The sequence below is a fragment of the Actinomyces graevenitzii C83 genome, assembly GCF_000239695.1.
Classification (GTDB): Bacteria; Actinomycetota; Actinomycetes; order Actinomycetales; family Actinomycetaceae; genus Actinomyces; species Actinomyces graevenitzii.
Map to the genome: position 1 here is coordinate 496,994 of NZ_JH470338.1, position 20,993 is coordinate 517,986.

Consider the following 20,993-nt stretch of genomic DNA (forward strand, 5'->3'; position numbering starts at 1 on the left):
GAAAACCAGTGGCGATGGATCACGCCAAGGTAGCCTCTGAGGTATTGGACGCGCTTGGCGGCGCGGACAATATCAATGCGGCTGCACACTGCGCTACCCGCCTGCGTCTAGTAATTAATGACGACGGCAAAATCAACCAGAAAGCCCTGGACGACAACCCGGCCCTAAAGGGTACCTTCAAGGCTGGCGGCATGTTCCAGATCATCGTAGGCCCCGGTGACGTGGACGTAGTTTACGACCACCTAATTAAAGATGGGGGAGTGCGCGAGGTCTCTAAGGATGAGGCTAAGTCTGAAGCTGAAGCTGGTGGAAACATTTTCTCCCGCTTCATCAAGACTATTGCGGACATCTTCGTCCCCGTGTTGCCGGCCCTAATCGCCGGTGGTTTGCTCATGGCGCTGAACAATGTGCTCACCGCCAAGGGTCTGATTTATGAAGGCGAAGGAATCGTTGACCACTTCAAGTGGCTCAAGGACTATGCCTCGCTAATCAACATGCTCTCTGCTGCCCCCTTCGCCTTCTTGCCGGTACTGATTGGTTTCTCGGCAGTTAAGCGCTTTGGCGGTAACGTCTACCTAGGTGCCGCCATGGGTGCGGCCATGATCTCCAGCTCGCTAACCAGCGCCTACGACCTGAGCCAGGCCCGCATCGACGGCAAGGTGCAGTACTGGCACATGTTTGGTCTGAACGTAGAGCAGGCCGGCTACCAGGCCATGGTTATCCCCGTGCTGGTGGTGGCTTGGATCCTGGCTTGGACTGAGAAGCAGTTCCACAAGGTCTTCAAGGGCACCGCAGACTTCCTGCTTACCCCGCTACTGACCATCTTGATCGTTGGTTTCCTTACCTTCATAGTGGTTGGCCCCATTACCCGTGAAATCTCTGATGGTCTAACTGATGGCATCGTTTGGGTATACGAACACGCCGGCCCGTTTGGTGGTTTTGTCTTTGGTCTGTTCTACTCGCCGATCGTGGTCACCGGTTTGCACCAGTCCTTCCCGGCTGTAGAAATCCCGCTCATCTCTGGCGCAAAGCCCGCTGGTGACTTCATCTTCCCGATCGCCTCTATGGCTAACGTAGCCCAGGGTGCTGCTGCTCTGGCCGTTTTCTTCACTACTCGCGACCAGAAGATGAAGGGCATGTCTGGTGCTTCGGCCGCCTCGGCCCTGTTCGGTATCACCGAACCGGCTATCTTCGGTGTTAACCTGCGTCTGCGCTGGCCCTTCTTCATCGCTATGGGTGCTTCCGCCGTTGGCGCCACCTTGGTATCGCTGTTTGATGTACGCGCCCTGTCGCTGGGTGCTGCTGGTTTCGTTGGTTTCGTATCTATCCGCACCAACGACATTCCCGTGTACGTGGCTATTGAGGCCATCACCTTCCTGGTGGGCTTCATTGCTGCCTTCTTCTACGGCAAGACCCGTGGCAACCAGGGTGCTGGTGAAACTGTAGATGAGGCTCCGGCTGTGGCCATCCCTGAGGAAGCTGCCACCGACTTCTCGATCGTTTCCCCGCTTAAGGGCGAGGTTGTGCCCCTCAACGAGGTTAAGGACGCCACCTTCGCTAAGGGTATTCTCGGCGACGGCGTAGCTATTGCCCCCGCCGGTGGGGTAGTGGTTTCCCCGATCGACGGCGAAGTTAAGGTAGCTTTCCCCACCGGACACGCTTACGGTCTGGTTTCCGCCTCTGGTGTGGAGATCTTGATCCACATTGGTATGGACACCGTTGAGCTCAAGGGTGAGGGCTTCAAGCCGCTAGTTAAGACTGGCGACAAGGTCCGCAAGGGCCAGCCGCTGGTTGAGGTGGACTGGGATCTGCTCAAGTCCAAGGGCTATGAGATCGTCACCCCGGTGGTGGTTTCTAACGGAGCCAAGTTTGCCGGTATCAACGACAAAGCCTCCGGGAAGATTGCCACCGGTGATCCTCTCTACACTGTTGCTCCGGCCCCTGCGCCGGTAGCCTGATCAGCTACTAACTAGCTGGGGGCCCTAACCGATAAGGTTAGGGCCCCCAGCTTTTTTGGTGTAGCGCCAGTTTTTTCAATCAGGCTAGCAACGGCAAAGTTTTAAACGGTCCGGCCGCGATAGAGTTTAACTGGTAGCTCGATGATGTCTGCTGGGAACTGGTCGCGTTGCAGATCAAGGCAATCTACCTGTTCAACTAAAAGCTCCACCGCGTGCTGGGCCATTTGGTTGATGGGTTGGATTACAGTGGACAGCCAAGGCATAGCCTGACGCATGGCGAAGGTGCCATCAAAACCGATCACTTTGAAGTCATCAGGAATCTCAAAGCCATGCTGCAGCGCCCACTCATAGGCGGTGGCCGCACGTAAATCATCGGTAGCAAAAACTGAGTCAACTTCCGGGTGAGTATCTAACTCACGGCGGATAGTTTCTGTCAGCACCCGCTGAGGCGTATTGAAACTGACCGTCATTACTAGCGGCTCAATACCGGCCTGCTCAAGCACGTGGCGGTAGCCTTTTTCACGCAAATTATGCGGCCCCATCCTGGAGGTTAGTAGAGCAGGACGGCGAGCCCCACGATCTAGCAGCAGCTGGGTGGCCTGCCGGGCGCCGTCGTAGTTATCGCATCGCACAATTGGAATGCTGGGGTGCAGGTTGCGGTCAATGGAGACCACCGGCAAATCCAGCGTCGAGTAGTCACATACGTTTTCGTTGTGAGCGCTAGAGATAATGCCATCTACATGCTGGCCTAGTAAAAGATCTAGGTATTCTTTTTCCCGCTCTGGTTTGCCCAGGCTGTTGCACACCAGCATCCGATAATCACGTTTAGCTAGTGCATTTTCTACAGCCACTGCCAGCTCGCCAAAAAACGGCATAGCCAGGGTAGGGATTATTAACCCCACGGTCTGGGTGGCTTTACCACGCAGCGTCCTAGCCGTGTGGTTAGTCAGGTATCCCAGCTCAGTGACAGCTTCGTCGATTCGCTCTTGCATAGCTCGAGACACGTAGCCGCGCCCATTTAAAGCACGCGAGACAGTGGTGGGAGAGACCCCAGCACGACTAGCTACATCAGCAAGCGTAGGTTTACGTTCGGAGCTAGACATGGCAACCTTCTATGGTTTTAAATCCGTACCCTATTAAGTGTAGCGCTTAAAAAGCGTTTGCGCAGGTCAGAGCCAGTTTGATTAGCTGAACGTATAGATCGTTTAGGTATTACTTATAAACCAAACAGAGCCATAGAACGCAAAACAGGTCACTAAAATCAGAAGGAGGACATATACCTTATGTCAAAATCGGGGGAGTAGTCCTAGTGGAAGCCACTAAAAGCTAAGGCTCACTTCCAGGCCAGGGTATGGCCGCCAGCATTGCTTTCAGGTCAGTTTCAATTCAGGATGTGGCTGTCAGTATTTTGCCTCCAGGTCAGTTTCAATCCAGATCATGGCTATTAGCGCGCTAATTTAGCTAGGAAATCGAGCATGGCCTGGCTCATTAGAGCGTGTCCTAGGGTGGCTGGATGCATTGAATCAATAGCTAGCCGAGCCGGCTCAGCACTGGTGGCGATAGCGTCGGTCAAGCAATCAGTGAAGATTAGATCCAGCTGACTGCAAGCCTGGGCAATCATGGTGTTAACGGCGTTGAAGCGTGAGCCGTTAAGGGTGGGGAAATAGGGGCAGACCACCACGCTGGCATGACTGCAAGTGCGCAAGAATTCCAGATCAGCCCAGATAGCTTTACGAACCTGAGCAGCGTGGCTAGGTAAAAAGGCGGCGTCGTTTAAACCAAGACTTACAAAAATTACCTGGGACTGAAGTCTTACAGCGGCTTTAAGTAGCTCAGTATTGGCCACGGCAGGTGCGCGAGTGCCGTCAGGAAGCGCTGGGCCACGTCGGGCAAAGAAACCTAAGCCGTCGATACCTAGATTTATTTCGCGCCAGCCCAGTGCTTGGCACAGCAAACTAGTCCAGCGCTGAGTTGGTTTTTCTATAGCTTGCCAGCCGGTGGTTACAGAGTCGCCAATGAATAGCGCTGCAGGGAAGGGCTGTGCGTTAGGGATTACAGCTTGATCCCAGTTTGAATCCATAGCTAAAGCTTACGCAGCAAGCAGCTATTTGCGACGCATTGAGGCGTACAGGGACAGACTAGGGAAGACCTCTTCCAGCAAAAATGACATAATGTACATTATCGGCGTTTGCGATAGGGGCGTTATTATCTGCTTATGATCATCCGTAAAGCCACATACGCTGATGCTATCGCTATGAGTCAGATCCGCAATGAAGCTGCACGCACTGGCATCGCCCTTTGGACTAGCCACCAAATTTTGCCCGGCGATGCTTCCGCCTGGCTAAAACCAGCGCTAGAACGCGGCACTGCCGTGGTGGCCGTTGACGAGCATGATCAGGTGCTTGGCTACGCTACCGCTGAGCAATGGCGAGCTTATGAAGCCTATGAACACAGCGTAGAAAACTCGATTTATATCCGCACCTCTGCGCGCGGCCAGGGCTTGGGCAAACAGCTCCTAGCTGCTCTCCTAGCTGCCAGCAAAGCTGTTGGAGACAAGCTGATGATGGCTTTTATTGAGTCTGGAAACATTGCTTCCGTTGAACTGCATTCACAAGCCGGTTTTAAGCTCGAATGCGTTATTCCACGTGCTGGCACCAAATTTGGCCAAGATTTGGACCTAACCATTATGAGCTGCCACCTCTAAGTAAAGCTGGCCTTAGAAAACTAGCCTGAGTGACATTGTCTAGTAACTTGCACGCTCAAGGCTTTACCGGCCAATTCCACTTAGCAGCTTGACTTAGTGGCTCTACTCTCTAGATAAATGACATAAGGTGTGCAAGCGCATCTCACTTACACACCTTATGTATTGTATCTACAGGATTTGCAGATAATTAGTAACGTCTAGTCACCCAGAGCGGTGCCAACTTCACGGGCGGCACGGATCCACTCGTGGTTGGTGGGCACATACTTAACCTTGCCGGCCACATCCTTAAGCGGAACCAGCTGAGTGCCGTGACTGCGATCTGCCACCGTAACTCCAAAGCGTCCAGCTTCAATAGCAGCCGCGCCGGCGCTACCAAGACGCGTAGCTAGCAGACGGTCAGCCCCACAGGGCACACCGCCGCGCTGCACATAACCCAAGATCGACACGCGCGCCTCCAGTCCGGTGGCATGTTCTAGCTGCTCAGCTAGGGTGAAGATATTGGCACGCTGAGCGGCCTCTAGTTCCTTAACGTGTTGCTTAGCGCGAGCCTTATTCTCCGGTGAAGAAGCATCCTTAACGATTGAACGCAAAGTTTCCAACTCGGCTGCAGTCTGGGTGCTCATAGCGCCCTCGGCCACGGCAATAACAGAGAAGGTGGAGCCATGGGCACGACGACGGTTAATCTTTTCAACAATCGCATCCACGCTGTAGGGGATTTCGGGAAGCAAAATAACGTCCGCTCCCCCAGCGATACCCGCCCCCAAAGCCAACCAGCCAGCTCGGTGCCCCATGATTTCAGTAAGAATAATGCGGTGGTGCGAGTGCGCCGTCGAGTGCAAACGGTCCAAAGCCTCAGTGGCGATCTCCAAAGCAGTAGCAAAACCGAAGGAAGAGTCAGTCTGGACAATGTCATTGTCGATAGTTTTCGGCAGGTGGATTACGTTTAGCCCCGCTTCCATCAGGCGCCGCGCATTCTTTGCGGTACCTCCGCCACCTAGCATTACCAGGGCATCTAGTCGGTTGTCGTTATAGGTCTGTACGGCGGTGGGGATCATGTCACGTACTTGGCCATCGACATTCATACGGTGTACCTTGTCGCGGCTGGTGCCCAAAATAGTGCCACCAACAGTAAGAATGCCAGATAGGGCCTTGGCATCTAGCTCTACGGAGCGGTTTTCTACCAAACCACGTAGGCCATCTTTGAAACCAATCAGCTCCCAACCGTAGTTACCAATGGCAGACTTGCCAAACCCTCGAATTGCAGCGTTCAAGCCGGGTGCGTCGCCACCGGCTGTAAGGATACCAATGCGCTTTGCCATAGCTACAAGTATGGTGCATAGCGGTAGCCAGTCCCAAGAGCTAAAACAAAATTGGTAGAATAGGAAAGGTTTTTGGAATAAGTCTGCGCCACCAGCGGTTGTAACTTGGCGTAGATATACCCACTTTTAGGAGTTATAGATGGCGGATCGCGCGCTACGAGGTATGACCATTGGTTCTAAGTCAATGGAATCTGAAGACAATGTAGAGTTCGCCGCCCACCAGAACATTACGTTCGTGTGCGATTTGGGGCACGTAACCGTTATCCCCATGGCCATTGAGGCTGATATTCCTCCCACCTGGGAATGCTCCGAGTGTGGCAACCAGGCCCTGCTGCGTGGCGGCGATGAGCCTGAGGCTGAAGAGCCCAAGAAGACTCCGCGTACCCACTGGGACATGCTGCTTGAGCGCCGCACTGAGGAAGAGCTCAAAGAACTGCTAAACGAGCGCCTAGAGATGCTGCGTAGCGGCGAAAGCTACCGTCAGTCCTTCTGAGACAAACACCTATAAAAAGGTTGCTGCCAGCCTAAAGCTGACAGCAACCTTTTTTGCGTTTTGCTTTACTTACGCATCTTGCCTAGCGCCTGGCGTAGCTGCTTACCACGGTGCTTTAGGCCCCAGCGAGTAACCAGCTTTAGTTCCTCAGTGAAGATGCCGCCAGAAAGCTTGGACTCCCCCGCTTCACGCTCAAGGAAAGTAATAGGCATCTCTACAATGCGTCCACCTGCCTGGTATACCAGCAAAGTCATGTTGACTTGGAAACCATAGCCCAGCGCCTCAACCTTATTTAGGTCCATACGGCGTAGCAGATCGGCGCGGTAAACACGGAAGCCTGCGGTAGCGTCACGCACATTTAGCCCCAGAGCCAAGTTGATGTACACGTTTCCGGCGCGCGAAAGCAGTACACGCTTTTGTGACCAACCCTGCGTAGCGCCGCCACTGATCCAACGTGAACCAATCACTAGATCAGGCTTATCCGCCATCTCAGCGCGCTGAATCAGCAGCGCTAAGTCCTCAGCGCGGTGAGAGCCATCAGCATCCATCTCAATGATTAGCTCAAAATCATTTTCTAGCGCCCACTTAAAACCGGCTAGATAAGCCGGGCCTAGACCATTTTTCTCAGTGCGGTGCAGTACGTGGATGTGGTCATCATCCTGGGCACGGGCGTCAGCTAAATCCCCGGTGCCGTCAGGAGAGTTGTCATCAATTACTAAAATGTGTGCTTGTACAGCCGCGCTGCGTACGCGATCAAGAGCAGTTGGTAGGGAATCTATCTCATTGTAGGTAGGGATAAGCACAACCGAACGCATGAAGGCTCCTTAAAACTAGGGCAGGGCACAAAGCCGCTTTAGGGGATACGGCGGCAGCTTGCCACCCGCGTTAAGAGAATACCACCACTGTGGTAAATCTGAATGGGATCATTAAAAACTATTTACTTTTAGTTTTCTTTTTTAAGATCGGCACTGCGAACGCAAAACCTAAGCCCACAATTACAAACCCAAAGGTTAAAAAGCCATCAATGAGCCCGCCGCAGCGGTCAGCGATAGTAATGTCGCGGCGCAAAGGTAGGTCATCCACAATGGCCATCTGGGTGCCACTTTTAGCCAAGCTACGAATCTGGCCATCAGGGCTGATCGTGGCGCTAATGCCGGTGGTAGACACCTGCACTACGGCTCGTCCATGAATGACTGCCTGCAAGCGGCCCATATATAGCTGTTGGCGTGACTCATCAGAGCCGACAAAAGAAGCATTATTGGTGGGAATATATAGGGCCTGCCCGCCCTGGTGCACCCCGGCGCGAAGCTCATTGTCATAAGCCACCTCGAAACAGATCCCCACCGCCAGCTTGGCTTTACGCCCATCGCGGGTAGTGAAAGTCAAAGTATGTGAGCCACTGCCCGCACGCATATCGGTGCTAATGCGGTCAACCTGTTTGGTGATTTTACGTAAAGTGCCCCGCCAAGGCACATACTCCCCAAAAGGTACCGGATGGTGTTTACGGTAAATTTCTCCCGCCCCATCAGCCCCATTCCAAACGATCATGTCGTTATAGCGGCTGGAGGCGCCGTCGTCGTAAAGCACACCACCAACCACAATCGGGGCCTTAATATCCTCACTGGCCTGCGTAACCACGGCGGCCACCTGCGGGTAAGAGCGCGGGTCTAAATCAGCTGAATTTTCCGGCCACAACACCACATCTACCCCACCGGCGCCAACCTCGCCCTGTAGCTTGCGCGTGCCCGCCACATGCTGGCCAGTTACCAGCATTTCTCGGCTAAAAGCCTGGCTGGGATCCTTACCGGGGATACTTCCCTGCACCGCCCCCACCCGCAATATGCCCGCCTGGGCGGCAGTCGGTAACTCAATAAAAGTAGGCCCCAGCACTAGCAAAGCCGCTAACGCCAATGCAGTTACCGCCTTCTCCAGGCGCAAACGTAACAAGCTCACCAGTCCCAAAGCGCCCAGTGAACCTAGCAAAGCCACCACAAACGTTAAACCACTAGAACCCAGCCAGCTAGCTAGTGGCAGCAGGGGCGAATAAATTTGCGACTGCGCCAGGCGCGCCCACGCAAAACCACCCAGCGGCCAGCTAGAACGCAGCTGCTCACAGCCAGCAAATAAAAACGCAAAAATCGCGGCGCCACTAAGCAGATGCTCACGCACCCAGGCCGTGCCACTAACTGCCGCCCACAGCCAAGCAAACACCGCTAAATACAGTGACTCAAAAATAGTTAACGCCACCCAGCCCAGCGGATTACCCATAGACACCTGGGTGAACTGAAACAAGGGCGCAAACAAGCCAACTGCGTAGCAAAAACCTAGGCGGAAGCTACCGGCGCGCTCGCGGGTAAGCAGGTACAGCGCCCCCACGCCGCCAATAGGCACCGCCCACACAGGCGTGTAAAAAAACTTGGCAACCACTAGCCCCAGGGCCAAAGCCAAAACACACAAAGCCAAAAAATGCTTTGCCCCACCCGGCGCAGCCAAGCCAGGCAAGCTTATACGTTTGACCACGCCACTACTCCCCTATTCAAGCCGGCCTCCAAACGCACCAGGTCAGTTACCGCAATAGTCTCCAACTGCCCATCCAAAGCCAAAGAACGCATTTGGCGCACCAGATCCAAAAGCTGCTTGCACCAGCGCACAAAATCACCAGCGCCCATCTCACTTAGAGCCAGGACATCTTTAAGATCTGCTCCGTTCACCCAATCGTTAATAGCCTCAGCTAAATCCCATTGGGCATCCCCGCTGCGCGCCAGCTCCACTGCCAGTTCCTGCACATGAATTCGCTCGGCCTGATCAGTGGTTTTACGTAGGGCCTTACCCAAAGTGCCGTCACTAAAAGCCACCTTGGAACCAATACGCGGCTCAAACACGCAGCTAGAGGCCACCCCTGCTAACTGTGCGGGAGACAGATTAGCCCACACCCCATTAACCAGGCACTGGGCCACCAGTAGATCACGTTCAGCATAGATACGCGCCAACAACTTACCGCGTGCAGTTGGGCGCAGCTGGTCTGCTTCACGCTCCAGGTAGCCAAAATGCTCTAGAACCTTGCACACCGCCTCAAAAGTGCGGGCGATAGAAGAAGTACGCGCATGCACGCGGGCACTAATGCGGTCAGCTTCCCTCTGCGCCTTAGCCCATTTACGCCCCACCACCGCATGTTCCTCACGGTGCGGGCAGCTGTGACAAGGATGCTCACGCAGCTGACTGCGCAGCTGGTCAAGGCGTACGCGTAGCTGCTTGGTGCGCACGGACTGCTTAGCGCGTAGCTTCGCGGGTTTCAAATCTCCTCCCGCCACCATCTGCGATAGGCGCGCGGCAGTTTTCTTAAGGGCACTATGGTTACGTGCCCCCACGCTGTGGCCAAGCTGCATTTTGCCCAGCACCACCGCCGGGCCTTTAAGCTCAAGAGGGGTAAGTACCTGCACCTTAGCGGTCTCATCCACAATGCTCAGCAGCGGCAAGCCCGCCGCGTCCTGGCGCCGCTCCAGCACCACCGCATGGCGCGAACGACGGCCCACGCGTAGCAAAATCACATCCCCACGCTTCAAGGCGCGCATTTGGGAGGTTAAATAGCGGGTTTCATCAGCGCTAATAAGCTGTTTGAGCTCTTTATCGCCGGACGAAATATCCAGCAGTAGCTGCGCATAGCTGATGTAGTCCCCATGTGAGCAGCGCATTTGCGAACTGAGATTATCAGCTTTGGCACGGGCTTTACGGGCGCTCGCGGCTAGTTCCACTACCGCCCGGTCAGCTTGGAACTGGGCGAAAGATGACTCCAAAATGTCGCGAGCCACATTGTAGTTGGTGCGCGAGAGCAGGTTAACCGCCATATTGTAGTTAGGCGTGAAAGCGCTTTTGAGTGGGTAGGAGCGTTTGGAGGCCAGCGAGGCCACGGTTTGGGCTTCTACCTGCCCGGCTCCCAGCACGACGGCGTAACCGATACTGTCAATGCCGCGCCGGCCAGCTCGCCCAGTTAGCTGAGTGTACTGGCCGGGGGTGAGTTGGTTATGAGCTTGGCCGTCCCATTTACGTAAAGATTCCAGCACCACTGTGCGCGCAGGCATGTTAACCCCCAGGGCCAGAGTTTCGGTGGCATAAACCACCTTAACTAGGCCTTGGGCAAAGAGCTGCTCAACAGTTTCTTTAAAAGCCGTAAGCATTCCGGCGTGGTGGGCAGCAATGCCGTGTTCTAGGGCGCTAGCCCAGCTGTAAAAACCCACAGCGGCCAGATCCGCGCCAGAAAGCTGGGCGGTATTGGCCTGAATAATCCTCCTGATCTGCTGCGCTTCTTCAGCAGTGGTCAGGTTTATGCCTGCATTCATGGCTTGGGAAACAGCTTCTTCACAGCCGTTGCGGGAAAACACGAATACGATTGCCGGCAGCATATGGGCTTTATGCAGCGCTTCAATCACCACTGAGCGACGCGGCGGGGTAAGTGAAGGCGGGGCTGGGAAGCGTCCCGGGCGCGGTGGGCGCTTATAGCCGCCTTGAGCGCGCCGGGCTCGGTGCAAGGCGCTGGTTAGATCACGGTTAATGACGGCGCCACTATCTGTATCCTCATGGCTGTAGAGCGGAAATAGTTTACGCCCCACCATCATGAACTGCTTAAGCGGCACTGGACGATGCTCACTAACAATTACCTGACAGTGTCCACGAACTTCTTCTAGCCACTGACCAAACTCTTCCGCATTTGAAACGGTTGCCGACAGGGCCACTACCTGTACGCTGGCCTCTAGGTGAATAATGGATTCTTCCCATACCGGCCCACGGAAACGGTCCGCTAGGTAGTGCACCTCATCCATCACCACATAGGCCAGGTTTTCCAGGTCCGCCGAGCCGGCGTAAAGCATGTTACGCAAAACCTCAGTAGTCATTACGACTATGGGTGCGTGGGGGTTGATGGAATTGTCTCCGGTTAAAAGGCCGACGACGTCGTGGCCGTAGCGGGTCACCAGGTCCAGGTATTTTTGGTTACTTAAAGCCTTAATGGGGGTGGTGTAGAAAGTTTTGCGTCCACTCATAAGCCCCAGGTAGACGGCGAACTCCCCCACCACAGTTTTACCAGCTCCGGTAGGGGCGGCCACCAACACTGACTTGCCCTCCTCCAGGGCCCGGCAGCCTTCTAACTGAAAATCATCAAGTGGAAAATCGTATTGCGCCTCAAAACGAGCTAGGCGCGTAGCCTCATGCTTAGCTAAGGCACGTGCGGCTGCATAGCGCTCAGCCGGAGAAGATCCCATTAGTTATTACTCCAGTTATCAACCAGCGTTAAAGCATCAGAAATTACTTCCAAAGTCACCGGGGCGTGGCCAAGAGGTTCACCGTCACCGTAAAGCAGCGGCAAATCTGGGCCATCAATAGTGAGCGTGGAGGCATTAGTCATGTGTACTGCCGGGTGGTTTACGTGGGTACCGGAAAAAATGCGGGGAAACACCCGCAGTACCGTAAAGCGCGCCACCGGATCTACACTCACCAAGGTTCCCTGACCATCAGTGGCACTGGCCTGCGGGGCGATGTGCATGCCCCCGCCATAGTAGGAAGTGTTAGCGAAAGCCACCAGGTGCAAGCGCTGAGCAGGCAGCTTGACGCCGTCTAGGGTCAGCTCATAGTGGTAGCCCTTAAGCGTGGCAAATTCACGTACTGCTGCACGCACATACCTGCCCCGGTTGCGCGGCCAGTCATAGTTGTTAGCGCGCTGGTTAATAGCTGCATCCACACCAGCAGTTACCACGCTCAGCACCCAGCGTTGCCTGCGATCATCGGCTGCGAAGGTAGCTTTAATTAGATCAGTTTTAAGTGTGTTTAGGGGCCCAGCTTTAAGGTTGTTTAGTAATCGATCGGCGCTGCGACGCCAGTCGGTAATACCAAAGTGACGGGCGCCGTCGTTACCAGTACCTGCCGGAATAATAGCTAAAGCCGCCTCTGTATCAGCCACCGCATCTAAGGCTAAGGTGACTGTGCCATCTCCCCCAGCTACTACCAGCAGGTCGTAGCTGCCTATTTCCAGGGAGCTTAGACGTGAAAGCGAATCCACCAGATTGTCGCCGGTGACATCTATAAAATCGAAAGCTCCCAGACGCGTCGCATCATGCTCAAGCGCATTGAATTTACGCATCAGATAGCGGTAGGCGGCTAGGCCATTACCAGCACCAGCCGCCTTATTACCAAGTAGTACTATCCGCATTAGCTGTTGGCCGGTCCAATCTGCGCAGTGCTAGGGGTAGCCAGGGCAGCATCAAGGGCGGCGTCTTCTTCAGCCATACGCTTGGCGCGACGCTTGTCTCGCAGCATCGCAATACCGCAAGCCCCAAAGTAGAGCGCACAAATCGGTAGCGCCATAAAAATCATGGACCAAGGGTCAGGCAGTGGGTTAGCGATAGCCATGAAAATAAAGACAAAGACCACTGCGATACGCCAGCCACGCAGCATGGTCCGGCCCTTAATCAGACCCAGGTGGTTTAGCCCCACCATCATTTCAGGGAACAAGAAAGCCAAACCAAAGACCAGCAGCAGGCGGGTCACAAAAGACAGGTACTGGCTAGCATCCAGGTATCCGGTAGAAGAAGTCGGGATGAAACCGGTAAGCACATCCACAGCGTGAGGAATCAGCCAGATACCCAGCAGACAGCCACATATAAACAAAGCCAGCCCGGCTAGGCCGTAGCCCAGCGCCAGTAGCTTCTCTTTCGGCAGCAACCCTGGGGCAATAAACGCCCAAAACTGGTAGATCCACAAAGGAGCCGAGCCAACAAAGCCCGCCCACATAGATACACGCAGCTTGATATCGAAGGAAGATAGTACAGTCCCAAAGTTAACAGTGACATTGTGACCATGCGCGCGCGCCACTTCCAGCGGATTAGTCAGCACCGCAAAAGCCTGGTCGTAAAAGATCCAGGCCACGATGGTTCCAACTAACACACCCAGGGCAGCAATAATTAAACGGTTGCGTGCCTCGCGCAGGTGCGCCCCCAAAGACATGCGTGCTTCAGGGTTGTCCTTACGCTTACGTAGCTTAAAACGCTTCTTCTTGGGCGTGTCCTCAGCCACCTGTATTCCTTCTACAAAAATCGAAACCGCACTAAGCGTGCAGGGCAGACCCCACGGCCTACCCTGCACTTAGTCAGCTATGCGTCACTTAGCCTCGCCCTGCTGCTCAGGGGCGGCCTGAGGCTGGGAAGGCTGGGTGTAGTAAGTACCCTCCTGAGGAGTGATCTGTGCCTGCTTCTGTGCAGGAGCATCCTCCTCCTTGAGTTCCTTAACTTCCTTCTTAAGGACCTTCATCGACTTGCCGAGGCTACCGGCGATCTCCGGCAGCTTGTTGGCGCCGAACAGCAAAATCAACAAGACGATGATTACGATCCAGTGCCAGGGGCGAAATGCTCCCATAGTGAGCCTGCCTTCCAAAGACTTGGCATGAAAATTCATGTATGGACGGGGAAAGTTTACCGTTTTACCAGCCGATCCAAGAATCGGGGCCAGCCACAGCAAACCCATATACCTATTATCTTGCCACGAACCGGGCCAAATCACTTCTTTAGGCTCACGCTTTGAGCATAGTTAGCCCGGGCTTTAGCTGCGCGAACACTGACTTTTTCTAACAATGTGGCAGGTTCTACAGCTAGCAGCTCACCGCTTGCGCGCAACACCACAGACTCTAGCCAGGCCTGGGAACGGCCAATTATTTCTATGGTGATGGTGCCGTCTTGGTTATAAATAACCTGTTTAGGGCTAGCTACTTGTGTCAACCAAATTCCACTAGGCCGGATACGCAAAGTGGCTGTTTTGGCTGTGCGACCCCAACTTTGGCCCCGGGCGCGACGACGTTTGTCAGCTGAGGTGTTGGGTTCTGGGGCGCCTTTGCGTACCTGGCCGCCCAGGCTTAACGCGCTGATGCGTTCTAGCCGGAAGCGGCGTTTAGCCCTGGCCCCATGACAGTAGCCCACCAGTGTAAGCCGGGCGCCGTCGCTAACTAGCCACCAGGGGTCCACGTTGCGCTGGGAGCTAAGCCCAGCGGCGTCAACGTAGCTGAGCTTTAGGGCGCGCCCAGTCATAAGGGCTTCTAGTACTGTGGCAAAAACTTGGCTTAGGGCCGTGTTCATGGGGCCGGCCAGGTTTTTGGTCTCAGCGCTAGCGGCTGTTTCTAGCTCGGCTGCACCCGGGGTATTAGGGCTTAACTGCAGTAATTGGTTTAGCTGGCGAGCGTAACTTTGCCAGGGGCCAGCTTCTAAAGCTGCCAGGGCAAAAGCCAAAACTTCACGGTCAAGCTCATCTAGATGCAGCTGGTTAGCCAATCCCCCAGCGTTACTGAGGCTCACTTTACCCTCATGTAAATCAGCAAAATCAAAATCTAGCCCCTGCCAGGGCACATGATCGGCGCCGGCTAAGCTCAAGCTATCTACGTCTTTACGGATCTGCTGCGGGCTAACTCCAAAGTGACTAGCTAAGCTGTCAAAGCTTTGCCCCGGGTGCGTTTTAACCCATTGCACCAGGGCTAACATGCGGGCCACAACTATGGTGGTGGGCGGGTAGACCTTAGGGCTTTTGGGTTTTGTCCGGCTAACTCCCCCCTCATCATGGGCTGGCTTAGCTTCTATGTTTTCTAGGGCTTGCAACCGTCTTAGCACTGCTTGGGCTAGGTCAGCCGGCTCAAGCACCAGGGCCTGCTCCGCTAAGGAGCTAAGCGTAGACACTAGTTGCAGCTGATCACTTGGGTGATAGTCAAGTAGGTAGCGGTCTTGCCCCAGTGCCTTGGCATGGGCTTTTAACTGCCAGGCACTATTTGGCGCTAACCAAAGCTTAGCTTGACAGTGTCTACTATCTGACGGCAGGGCCGGCTCTGGCCGCTCAGCCTCTGGCAGCGGCCGGGCATTTATCTGGCCCACTATGCGATCAACGCGAAAACGCCGGTAGGCCTGAGCTAGCTGATCAAAACCGTCAAGATACCAGCCCCCCTCAAGCACACTTAACTTAGCGCCCCACACCTGACGTTGACGTGGGCTGCGATCATGCAGGCCCTGATAGGCAAATTCCAGTTGGGCGCCTCTAGTTAAGCCCTGCACTACCTCTTGGCTAAGCTCCGGACCGGGCGTGGGCAGAGCCTTAAACACACGGTTGTATAAGGGGTAATAGGCCTTTAGTTTGGTTCGCACAATACTTAGCCGTGTACCAATAAAACCGCCACTAAACAGGTGCGTGGCTAGTTCTAGGGTCAGCAGCTGCGCTGGCGATAAATCTGGTAACTGCGGACAGTAGCTGGTGGGGGTAAGTAGGTAGCGTTTATGGGGATGCGTGTTGGTGGGGTTATCTACATCAACTTCAGAGTTGATTACTATTCCCAGTTCACGTAGCGTGGCGCGGTCGCGCTCAAATCTACGCACCTGTTTGCGCTCAACGCTGCTTTGGGTGGCTGCGTCATAGCCGCCCACCTGCCTAGTTATCTGCCGTAAGGTCAGTCCTCGCGGGTTGCCAGACAGCGCTAACAGCAGGTTAAGCACTCTCTCCTCAACACTGACTGGTTGGCTCATGCCTTTAGCCTACAGGTAGGCTACAGCCATGATGTGGCGTGATGGCGTAGTTGAGCAGCTGCATAGCACTTGGGGCGGTTGCGCTCTGGTTTGGGTACGGATTGAGGCCGCCCCAGCTAACGCACGTGTTTATCTGCCCGGAGAAAAGGTAAAAGCACTGCTATATACGGACCTGTTTGGCCAGGCCCAGATCGGTGAGCGGGTGCGTATTGAGGTTTCTGCCTTAGCCCGCTCACTTGGTACAGGTGGGCACGCCATGGTTGGGGCCCGTCTAGACCAGCTCAACGACGACGTCGAACCGGCTGGTCACCTGGTTAAAGCCCGCTACATGCCCAACCAGAAGCTAGTTACCAGTGTTGATGAGCCAGGCACGGCCCACCACCAGCTATTAAACACTGAGCTAGACCTGGCAGGTGGCGCTGTGGTGGTGGCCGATCTGCATTCTGCCCTGCCGGCCATAATTGCCGGGGCACGCTGCCCGCTGGTAGGTGAGGATCCGTCTCAAGCTCCGCCACCAAAAATCGCTTATGTTATGAGCGACGGCGCCGCGCTGCCACTGCCTTATTCGCGCAGCGTTTTTGGGTTAAAACAAGCCGGCTGGCTAGTTGGGAGCGTGGCCACGGGACAGTCTTGGGGTGGCGATTTAGAGGCTGTCTCACTACATAACGGCCTGTTAGCGGCGCGCCATGTGCTAGGCGCAGACATAATTGTGCTGACCCAGGGGCCAGGCAATTTGGGTAGTGACACGCCCTGGGGTTTTTCCGGGGTAGCTTGCGCCGATGCGCTTAACGCTGCTGCGGTGCTAGAGGGTGAGCCAATTGCCTCTTTGCGCGTGTCTCAGGCTGATGCGCGCGTGCGCCACCTGGGGATTTCGCACCATTCTTTAACCGCTTATAGCCGCGCTACGCTGTGTAGCGCGCTCATTGCTGTGCCCGAGCTGGACGGAGAGTTTGGTGAACTGGTTAAATCCCAGGCCCGCCAGTTGGCGCTGCCACGCCAGCTAGGCCAGCCTCACCGCCTGGTTTCTGTTTCCTGCCAGGGCTTAGATGAGGCTTTGGCTACCAGCCCGGTAAAACTATCTACTATGGGTCGCGGCCTTGACCAAGACCGCGCCAGTTTCATTACGGCAGCAGCTGCCGGCCGGGCAGCGCGCGCACACTGGCTTAAAACTTTAGAATCATGACTTCACAGCTTAAACCCGTAAGAGTGCCCTTTTGGGGCCCACTAACCGCCCAGGTGCACGGTATTTACCGGCGCGCTTTTCCGCCTAATGAGCAAATTCCATTAGCGTTTTTGCATGTCTCTTCTTTGCGCCTAAATGCGCAGTTTTTAGCGTGGATTGACCCTAAACAGCCGACCTCTGTAGATGGGGTAGCTCGCGTGGTGGCCATGACCTACTTTCAGCGTGCTCACGGCCTGCTATACCTGGCGTTTTTAGCAGTAAATGATCAGCTACGCAGCGCCGGCTATGGCTCGCGTGTACTTAATGCTATTTGTGAGCATAACCGTGACCTGCCGATATTTTTAGAGATTGAACCTGTAGACGAGCCTGGCGCCCCAAATCCGCACCAGCGTCAGCGCCGACTGCGGTTTTATGAAAAGAATGGTTTTGAGTTAACCAATATGCTCACTGAAGAATCTGGGGACACCTATAGAGTGCTACGCCGTGGAGCGCAGGCAGCGAAGGTCAGCCCTAAACAATTACAGCGCGCTCTAAACTCTATGGGTTTAGGGGTAGTGCGTTCACGTGTAAGTACTGACTGAGGAAAACCACTATGTTTGGCATTGCCCCTTCTTATCCAGCTATGCGTTTTACTTTAGCTTGCCAGAGTGAAAACGCTATTCAGTGCGTAATTAATGTGCTAGGAGCAAAGAAGTTTAGACTGGTAGATAATAAGATCGACCTGCTACTAAAACAGCAGGGCTGGACTGGAGTAATAGTAGCTCAAGGCTCAAATGCTCGGGCCAACATAATCGACACGATAACTGATCCAGAGTTATTTGGAATGGCTTCACTAGCGATGGTACCAATTAGTATCGTTGCTCACGAGCGTCAGCGCGGCAAAACTGAGATTGCCTTAGTAGCCAATAATTTTGCTGACGGCACGGAACTATTTGTGGTACTTATTCCTAGCCTTAGAGCTGATAGTTGGATTGAATACAAGTTTTTTGCTAAATGCATGAAAGCAGTAATTAGCTCACTGCGTGAAGCTAATTTACTAACCTCTCCCCCGCAAAGCATCAAATCTCATAAGCTACCTAATGATTTACCAGCAAATATTAGCTATATTCGACGCCTGCGTCGGCAAGCTAAAAAGCTGCCAGACACGCAGCCTTTTTAAAGGAGTATGCCTGGCAGCTAACTAGTGGCCGTCTAGGGTATTTAGTCAGTAGCGGCCTAGATCAGGGCGTCTAGTAGCTTTTCGCGCGTGACCGGTTTGGAGCCAAACACCTTCAGCTCGCTTAAGAATTTGATCATCGCCTCAACTTCGCTGGCACCAATTTTGCCGATCTGATCAGCGCTGAGCCCACTGGGCTTAATCAGCTCAGCGGTAGCCACGGCCACCTTGCGAGCCTTGGCGGCCTGCTTGGCGTCAGCTAGGTCGGGCACGTACTTGACCGCAGCTTTCACGGCGGCGTCGGGATCAGTGACAAAAGTCTGCATCCCCTTAACCGAGGCAGCAACAGCGGCTTTAAGGGCGTCACGTTTAGCAGCTAAAGCCTTGGTGGAGGTAACCAGGCTGGCGCCAATCAGTGGCGGGTTGGTGGCTACTGCCAACTTACGTACCTTCATGCCTGATTCTTCTAGGGCGACGGCGTCGTTGTTGGAGTAGCCCACAATGGCATCTACCTTGCCGCTCATCAGGGCTGCCTGCTGAGTGTAGCCAATAGACATAATGTTGACGTCATTTTGGCTCAGTCCCGCGCTACGCAAAGCCAGTAGCAGACCGAACCAGTTTTCGCCATAGGTTCCCGGGGTACCAATCTTCTTACCACGCAGCTGCGCAAGTGAAGTGATAGAGGAGTTGGCCGGCACCATAATGCATACCGCATAGCTGTGGTAGTAGCCGCCCACAACCACCAGGTTTGAACCGTTAGAGCAGGCCACAGCGGCTTCGTCGGCGCCAGCAATAACCAGGTCTTCGCTGCCGGCGCTCAGCGCATCAAACAGGCCTTCCTGGGCCCCATGGTGGCGCAGCTTGACACTGTCTGCGTATTGCTTATTGGCCTGTGCCAAATAGAAGGGTGCGAACTGGATGTTGGGGGTGTAGGTCAGACCAATAGTTAAGGGCTGAGCCCCGGTCTTAGATTTGCTGGCAGTACCTGAGGAGCAAGCCCCTAGGGCTACGCCCCCTGCTGCTAAACCCAGTAGGCTAACTGCTTGGCGACGTGAAATCATGGTGTTTCCTAACTTTGAATTGCGGCGATTGTGCGCGAACGCTTTTCGCAGGCATGAATCAAACCGTGCAAAGTAGTGGCCATAACTGACAGCACCACGATGGTGGCAAATAGACCTGCGGTATTTACGGCGTCGCGCTGGGATGCTAAAACCATGCCCAATCCCGTGCCCCCCATGGTCATCTCCCCTACTACCGCACCGGTAATTGACAGTGTCATGCCGGTACGCAAACCTGCCAAAATTGCCGGAGTAGCTAGCGGCAGTTCCATATAGATAATCATTTTGAAACCACCCGCCCCATCAAGCCGGGCCGCCTCGATCACATCACGATTGATTGACCTTAGCCCCAGCAAAATAGAGATAGTGATTGGGAAAAACACCATAAAGGCACATAGCAGCACTACCGGGAACAAACCGTAACCAACCCACAACACCAGCAAAGGCGCAATCGCAATAGCCGGAATCGCTTGACTTGCGGCCACATAAGGCAGCACAGTTTGCGAAAACAGTGGCCAGTGAAATAGCGCCAATGCTAAGGGTAAAGCCCCTACAAAAGCCAACATACAGCCCAAAATGGCTTCACGCAGGGTAACCCAGGCGTAGCCAAGCATATTGGCGTGGCAAATTGAGGTAATTAGCGAGTCAATGATGTGGGTGGGGGCTGGCAGAAAATACTCAGCCACAGCTCCGGATACAGAAATTAGCTGCCAGAAGACTAAAACCACTACACCTAGCGTAATTGCTAGCCATGGCCTGTAAGCTCGCATCTAATTCCTTCCGAAGATAGCGGAAGTTTCCTCCCGGTAAGCGCCGGGGAATACAAGGATGCGCGCGCACAGCGCCTGCAGGTCACCTAAAATAGGCAAACCCGCGTGCCTCCTCCCATCCGGACTTTAACCGTCGGTGCTGGAATTTCACCAGCTCAGCCACCAGTAGATACCGGTGGGTCGCGGACTATAACCGCCGGCTCGGAATTTCACCGACCCCGGAGCACGTTTTACATGCCAACTATAAACCTAGGCCCAAGGCCTCAACAACTTAGGCTTAAACCCGTTAGCTAAATTTTTTACGCTGCTAGAGCAGCAATTACGACGGCGCTAGCCCAGTTACCTTCATGGGTTAGTGACACCAGCCAGCTAAGCTCACCCACACTTTGGCTAACCGCCTGGGCTACCTGGCCGCGTAGTGCTAGCTGGGGACGTAGCTGCTCATCTAGCAGTACTTCGACCTGATCCCAGTTGAAACTTTCCAAGCTTAGTGGCTGGGGGGTGGCAGCACCTTTAAGTTCCACCAAAGCAGTGGACCAGGCCTTAACAAAAGCCTCTTTGGCAGCCCAGCGCGCCGCCAGGTGTGGGGCTAACTCCTGCCAGTTTGGCTCAGCTCCCCTGGCTCGCACCCGCGCCTGGGCTTGTCTTAGTTCACGGGGACTAAAAGCTTGCTGACCAAAACTAGTACCAGGCTGAGATAGTTGCTGAGCAAAAGCATCTATCTGCACTAGGTCAACCCCTACTCCCACTGGACACTGACCAGTAACTTTGGGGGCAACGATTTTAGGCTTATCCACTCCCCCAGCTTAACTA

At 54.5% G+C, this 20,993-nt stretch carries 19 protein-coding genes and 1 riboswitch; of the genes, 6 read left to right on the forward strand and 13 right to left on the reverse strand.

All coding sequences use genetic code 11. The features are described from left to right. Positions 1–14: 14 nt before the first annotated feature. The gene (locus HMPREF0045_RS02210) at positions 15–1,958 is read left to right on the forward strand and encodes a sucrose-specific PTS transporter subunit IIBC (protein ID WP_050807418.1); all 1,944 of its coding nucleotides are present in this window, start codon (positions 15–17) and stop codon (positions 1,956–1,958) included. 101 nt (positions 1,959–2,059) lie between these two features. On the opposite strand, the gene HMPREF0045_RS02215 is transcribed toward HMPREF0045_RS02210, so the two are convergent. Both HMPREF0045_RS02215 and HMPREF0045_RS02220 read right to left on the reverse strand, forming a co-directional pair. Beyond that, positions 2,060–3,061 carry a LacI family DNA-binding transcriptional regulator gene (locus tag HMPREF0045_RS02215; RefSeq protein WP_005985091.1) on the reverse strand — a complete coding sequence of 334 codons (1,002 nt, stop codon included), beginning with the start codon at positions 3,059–3,061 and terminating at the stop codon, positions 2,060–2,062. Positions 3,062–3,402: 341 nt separating this feature from the next. Next, the gene (locus HMPREF0045_RS02220; protein WP_005985093.1) at positions 3,403–4,038 is read right to left on the reverse strand and encodes an SGNH/GDSL hydrolase family protein; all 636 of its coding nucleotides are present in this window, start codon (positions 4,036–4,038) and stop codon (positions 3,403–3,405) included. 135 nt (positions 4,039–4,173) lie between these two features. Here HMPREF0045_RS02220 and HMPREF0045_RS02225 point away from each other — a divergent pair, with 135 nt between their 5' ends. Further along, complete coding sequence (locus HMPREF0045_RS02225; protein WP_005985094.1) at positions 4,174–4,662, forward strand: GNAT family N-acetyltransferase; 489 nt, start codon at positions 4,174–4,176, stop codon at positions 4,660–4,662. Positions 4,663–4,859: 197 nt separating this feature from the next. Here HMPREF0045_RS02225 and HMPREF0045_RS02230 read toward each other — a convergent pair whose 3' ends face one another. Next, entirely contained in the window at positions 4,860–5,981 is a 1,122-nt protein-coding gene (locus tag HMPREF0045_RS02230) for a 6-phosphofructokinase (RefSeq protein ID WP_005985095.1), read from the reverse strand. A 139-nt stretch (positions 5,982–6,120) separates the two neighbouring features. Here HMPREF0045_RS02230 and HMPREF0045_RS02235 point away from each other — a divergent pair, with 139 nt between their 5' ends. Then, a complete protein-coding gene (locus HMPREF0045_RS02235; RefSeq protein ID WP_005985096.1) occupies positions 6,121–6,474 on the forward strand; it encodes an RNA polymerase-binding protein RbpA in 354 nt (117 codons plus the stop codon). A 65-nt stretch (positions 6,475–6,539) separates the two neighbouring features. Here the strand turns inward: HMPREF0045_RS02235 and HMPREF0045_RS02240 are convergent, their stop codons facing one another. The 7 genes from HMPREF0045_RS02240 to HMPREF0045_RS02270 form a co-directional block, all read right to left on the reverse strand. Beyond that, positions 6,540–7,289: a polyprenol monophosphomannose synthase gene (locus tag HMPREF0045_RS02240; RefSeq protein WP_005985097.1), complete on the reverse strand. Its 750-nt coding sequence runs from the start codon at positions 7,287–7,289 to the stop codon at positions 6,540–6,542. 118 nt (positions 7,290–7,407) lie between these two features. After that, positions 7,408–8,994: an apolipoprotein N-acyltransferase gene (gene lnt, locus HMPREF0045_RS02245; RefSeq protein WP_005985098.1), complete on the reverse strand. Its 1,587-nt coding sequence runs from the start codon at positions 8,992–8,994 to the stop codon at positions 7,408–7,410. Beyond that, positions 8,979–11,729: a DEAD/DEAH box helicase gene (locus HMPREF0045_RS02250; RefSeq protein WP_005985099.1), complete on the reverse strand. Its 2,751-nt coding sequence runs from the start codon at positions 11,727–11,729 to the stop codon at positions 8,979–8,981. Before HMPREF0045_RS02250 ends, lnt begins: the two co-directional genes overlap by 16 nt. Further along, positions 11,729–12,673 carry a diacylglycerol/lipid kinase family protein gene (locus HMPREF0045_RS02255; protein WP_005985100.1) on the reverse strand — a complete coding sequence of 315 codons (945 nt, stop codon included), beginning with the start codon at positions 12,671–12,673 and terminating at the stop codon, positions 11,729–11,731. The genes HMPREF0045_RS02250 and HMPREF0045_RS02255 overlap by 1 nt, the downstream gene beginning before the upstream one ends. Next, positions 12,673–13,536 carry a twin-arginine translocase subunit TatC gene (gene tatC, locus HMPREF0045_RS02260; RefSeq protein ID WP_005985101.1) on the reverse strand — a complete coding sequence of 288 codons (864 nt, stop codon included), beginning with the start codon at positions 13,534–13,536 and terminating at the stop codon, positions 12,673–12,675. Before tatC ends, HMPREF0045_RS02255 begins: the two co-directional genes overlap by 1 nt. 84 nt (positions 13,537–13,620) lie before the next feature. Further along, the gene (tatA, locus tag HMPREF0045_RS02265; protein ID WP_040315905.1) at positions 13,621–13,875 is read right to left on the reverse strand and encodes a Sec-independent protein translocase subunit TatA; all 255 of its coding nucleotides are present in this window, start codon (positions 13,873–13,875) and stop codon (positions 13,621–13,623) included. A gap of 140 nt (positions 13,876–14,015) precedes the next feature. After that, positions 14,016–16,013: a helix-turn-helix transcriptional regulator gene (locus HMPREF0045_RS02270; protein WP_081466772.1), complete on the reverse strand. Its 1,998-nt coding sequence runs from the start codon at positions 16,011–16,013 to the stop codon at positions 14,016–14,018. A gap of 28 nt (positions 16,014–16,041) precedes the next feature. Here HMPREF0045_RS02270 and HMPREF0045_RS02275 point away from each other — a divergent pair, with 28 nt between their 5' ends. The 3 genes from HMPREF0045_RS02275 to HMPREF0045_RS02285 are packed head-to-tail and all read left to right on the forward strand — an operon-like array spanning position 16,042 to position 18,355. Then, positions 16,042–17,196, forward strand: coding sequence for a DUF3866 family protein (locus HMPREF0045_RS02275; RefSeq protein WP_005985104.1), 1,155 nt, complete (start codon positions 16,042–16,044; stop codon positions 17,194–17,196). Further along, entirely contained in the window at positions 17,193–17,777 is a 585-nt protein-coding gene (locus HMPREF0045_RS02280) for a GNAT family N-acetyltransferase (RefSeq protein WP_005985105.1), read from the forward strand. The genes HMPREF0045_RS02275 and HMPREF0045_RS02280 overlap by 4 nt, the downstream gene beginning before the upstream one ends. An 11-nt stretch (positions 17,778–17,788) precedes the next feature. Next, entirely contained in the window at positions 17,789–18,355 is a 567-nt protein-coding gene (locus HMPREF0045_RS02285; RefSeq protein ID WP_005985106.1) for a hypothetical protein, read from the forward strand. A gap of 56 nt (positions 18,356–18,411) precedes the next feature. Here HMPREF0045_RS02285 and HMPREF0045_RS02290 read toward each other — a convergent pair whose 3' ends face one another. The 3 genes from HMPREF0045_RS02290 to HMPREF0045_RS02300 all read right to left on the reverse strand — a co-directional run bounded on the left by HMPREF0045_RS02290 (position 18,412) and on the right by HMPREF0045_RS02300 (position 20,977). Next, positions 18,412–19,413, reverse strand: a complete 1,002-nt coding sequence (locus tag HMPREF0045_RS02290; RefSeq protein WP_005985107.1) for an ABC transporter substrate-binding protein — start codon at positions 19,411–19,413, stop codon at positions 18,412–18,414. Positions 19,414–19,421: 8 nt separating this feature from the next. Further along, complete coding sequence (locus HMPREF0045_RS02295; RefSeq protein WP_231196664.1) at positions 19,422–20,138, reverse strand: ABC transporter permease; 717 nt, start codon at positions 20,136–20,138, stop codon at positions 19,422–19,424. A gap of 144 nt (positions 20,139–20,282) precedes the next feature. Continuing rightward, a riboswitch (FMN riboswitch) is annotated at positions 20,283–20,410 on the reverse strand. A 69-nt stretch (positions 20,411–20,479) separates the two neighbouring features. After that, on the reverse strand, positions 20,480–20,977 hold the full coding sequence (locus tag HMPREF0045_RS02300) for a holo-ACP synthase (RefSeq protein ID WP_005985110.1): 498 nt from the start codon (positions 20,975–20,977) through the stop codon (positions 20,480–20,482). Positions 20,978–20,993: the final 16 nt, after the last annotated feature.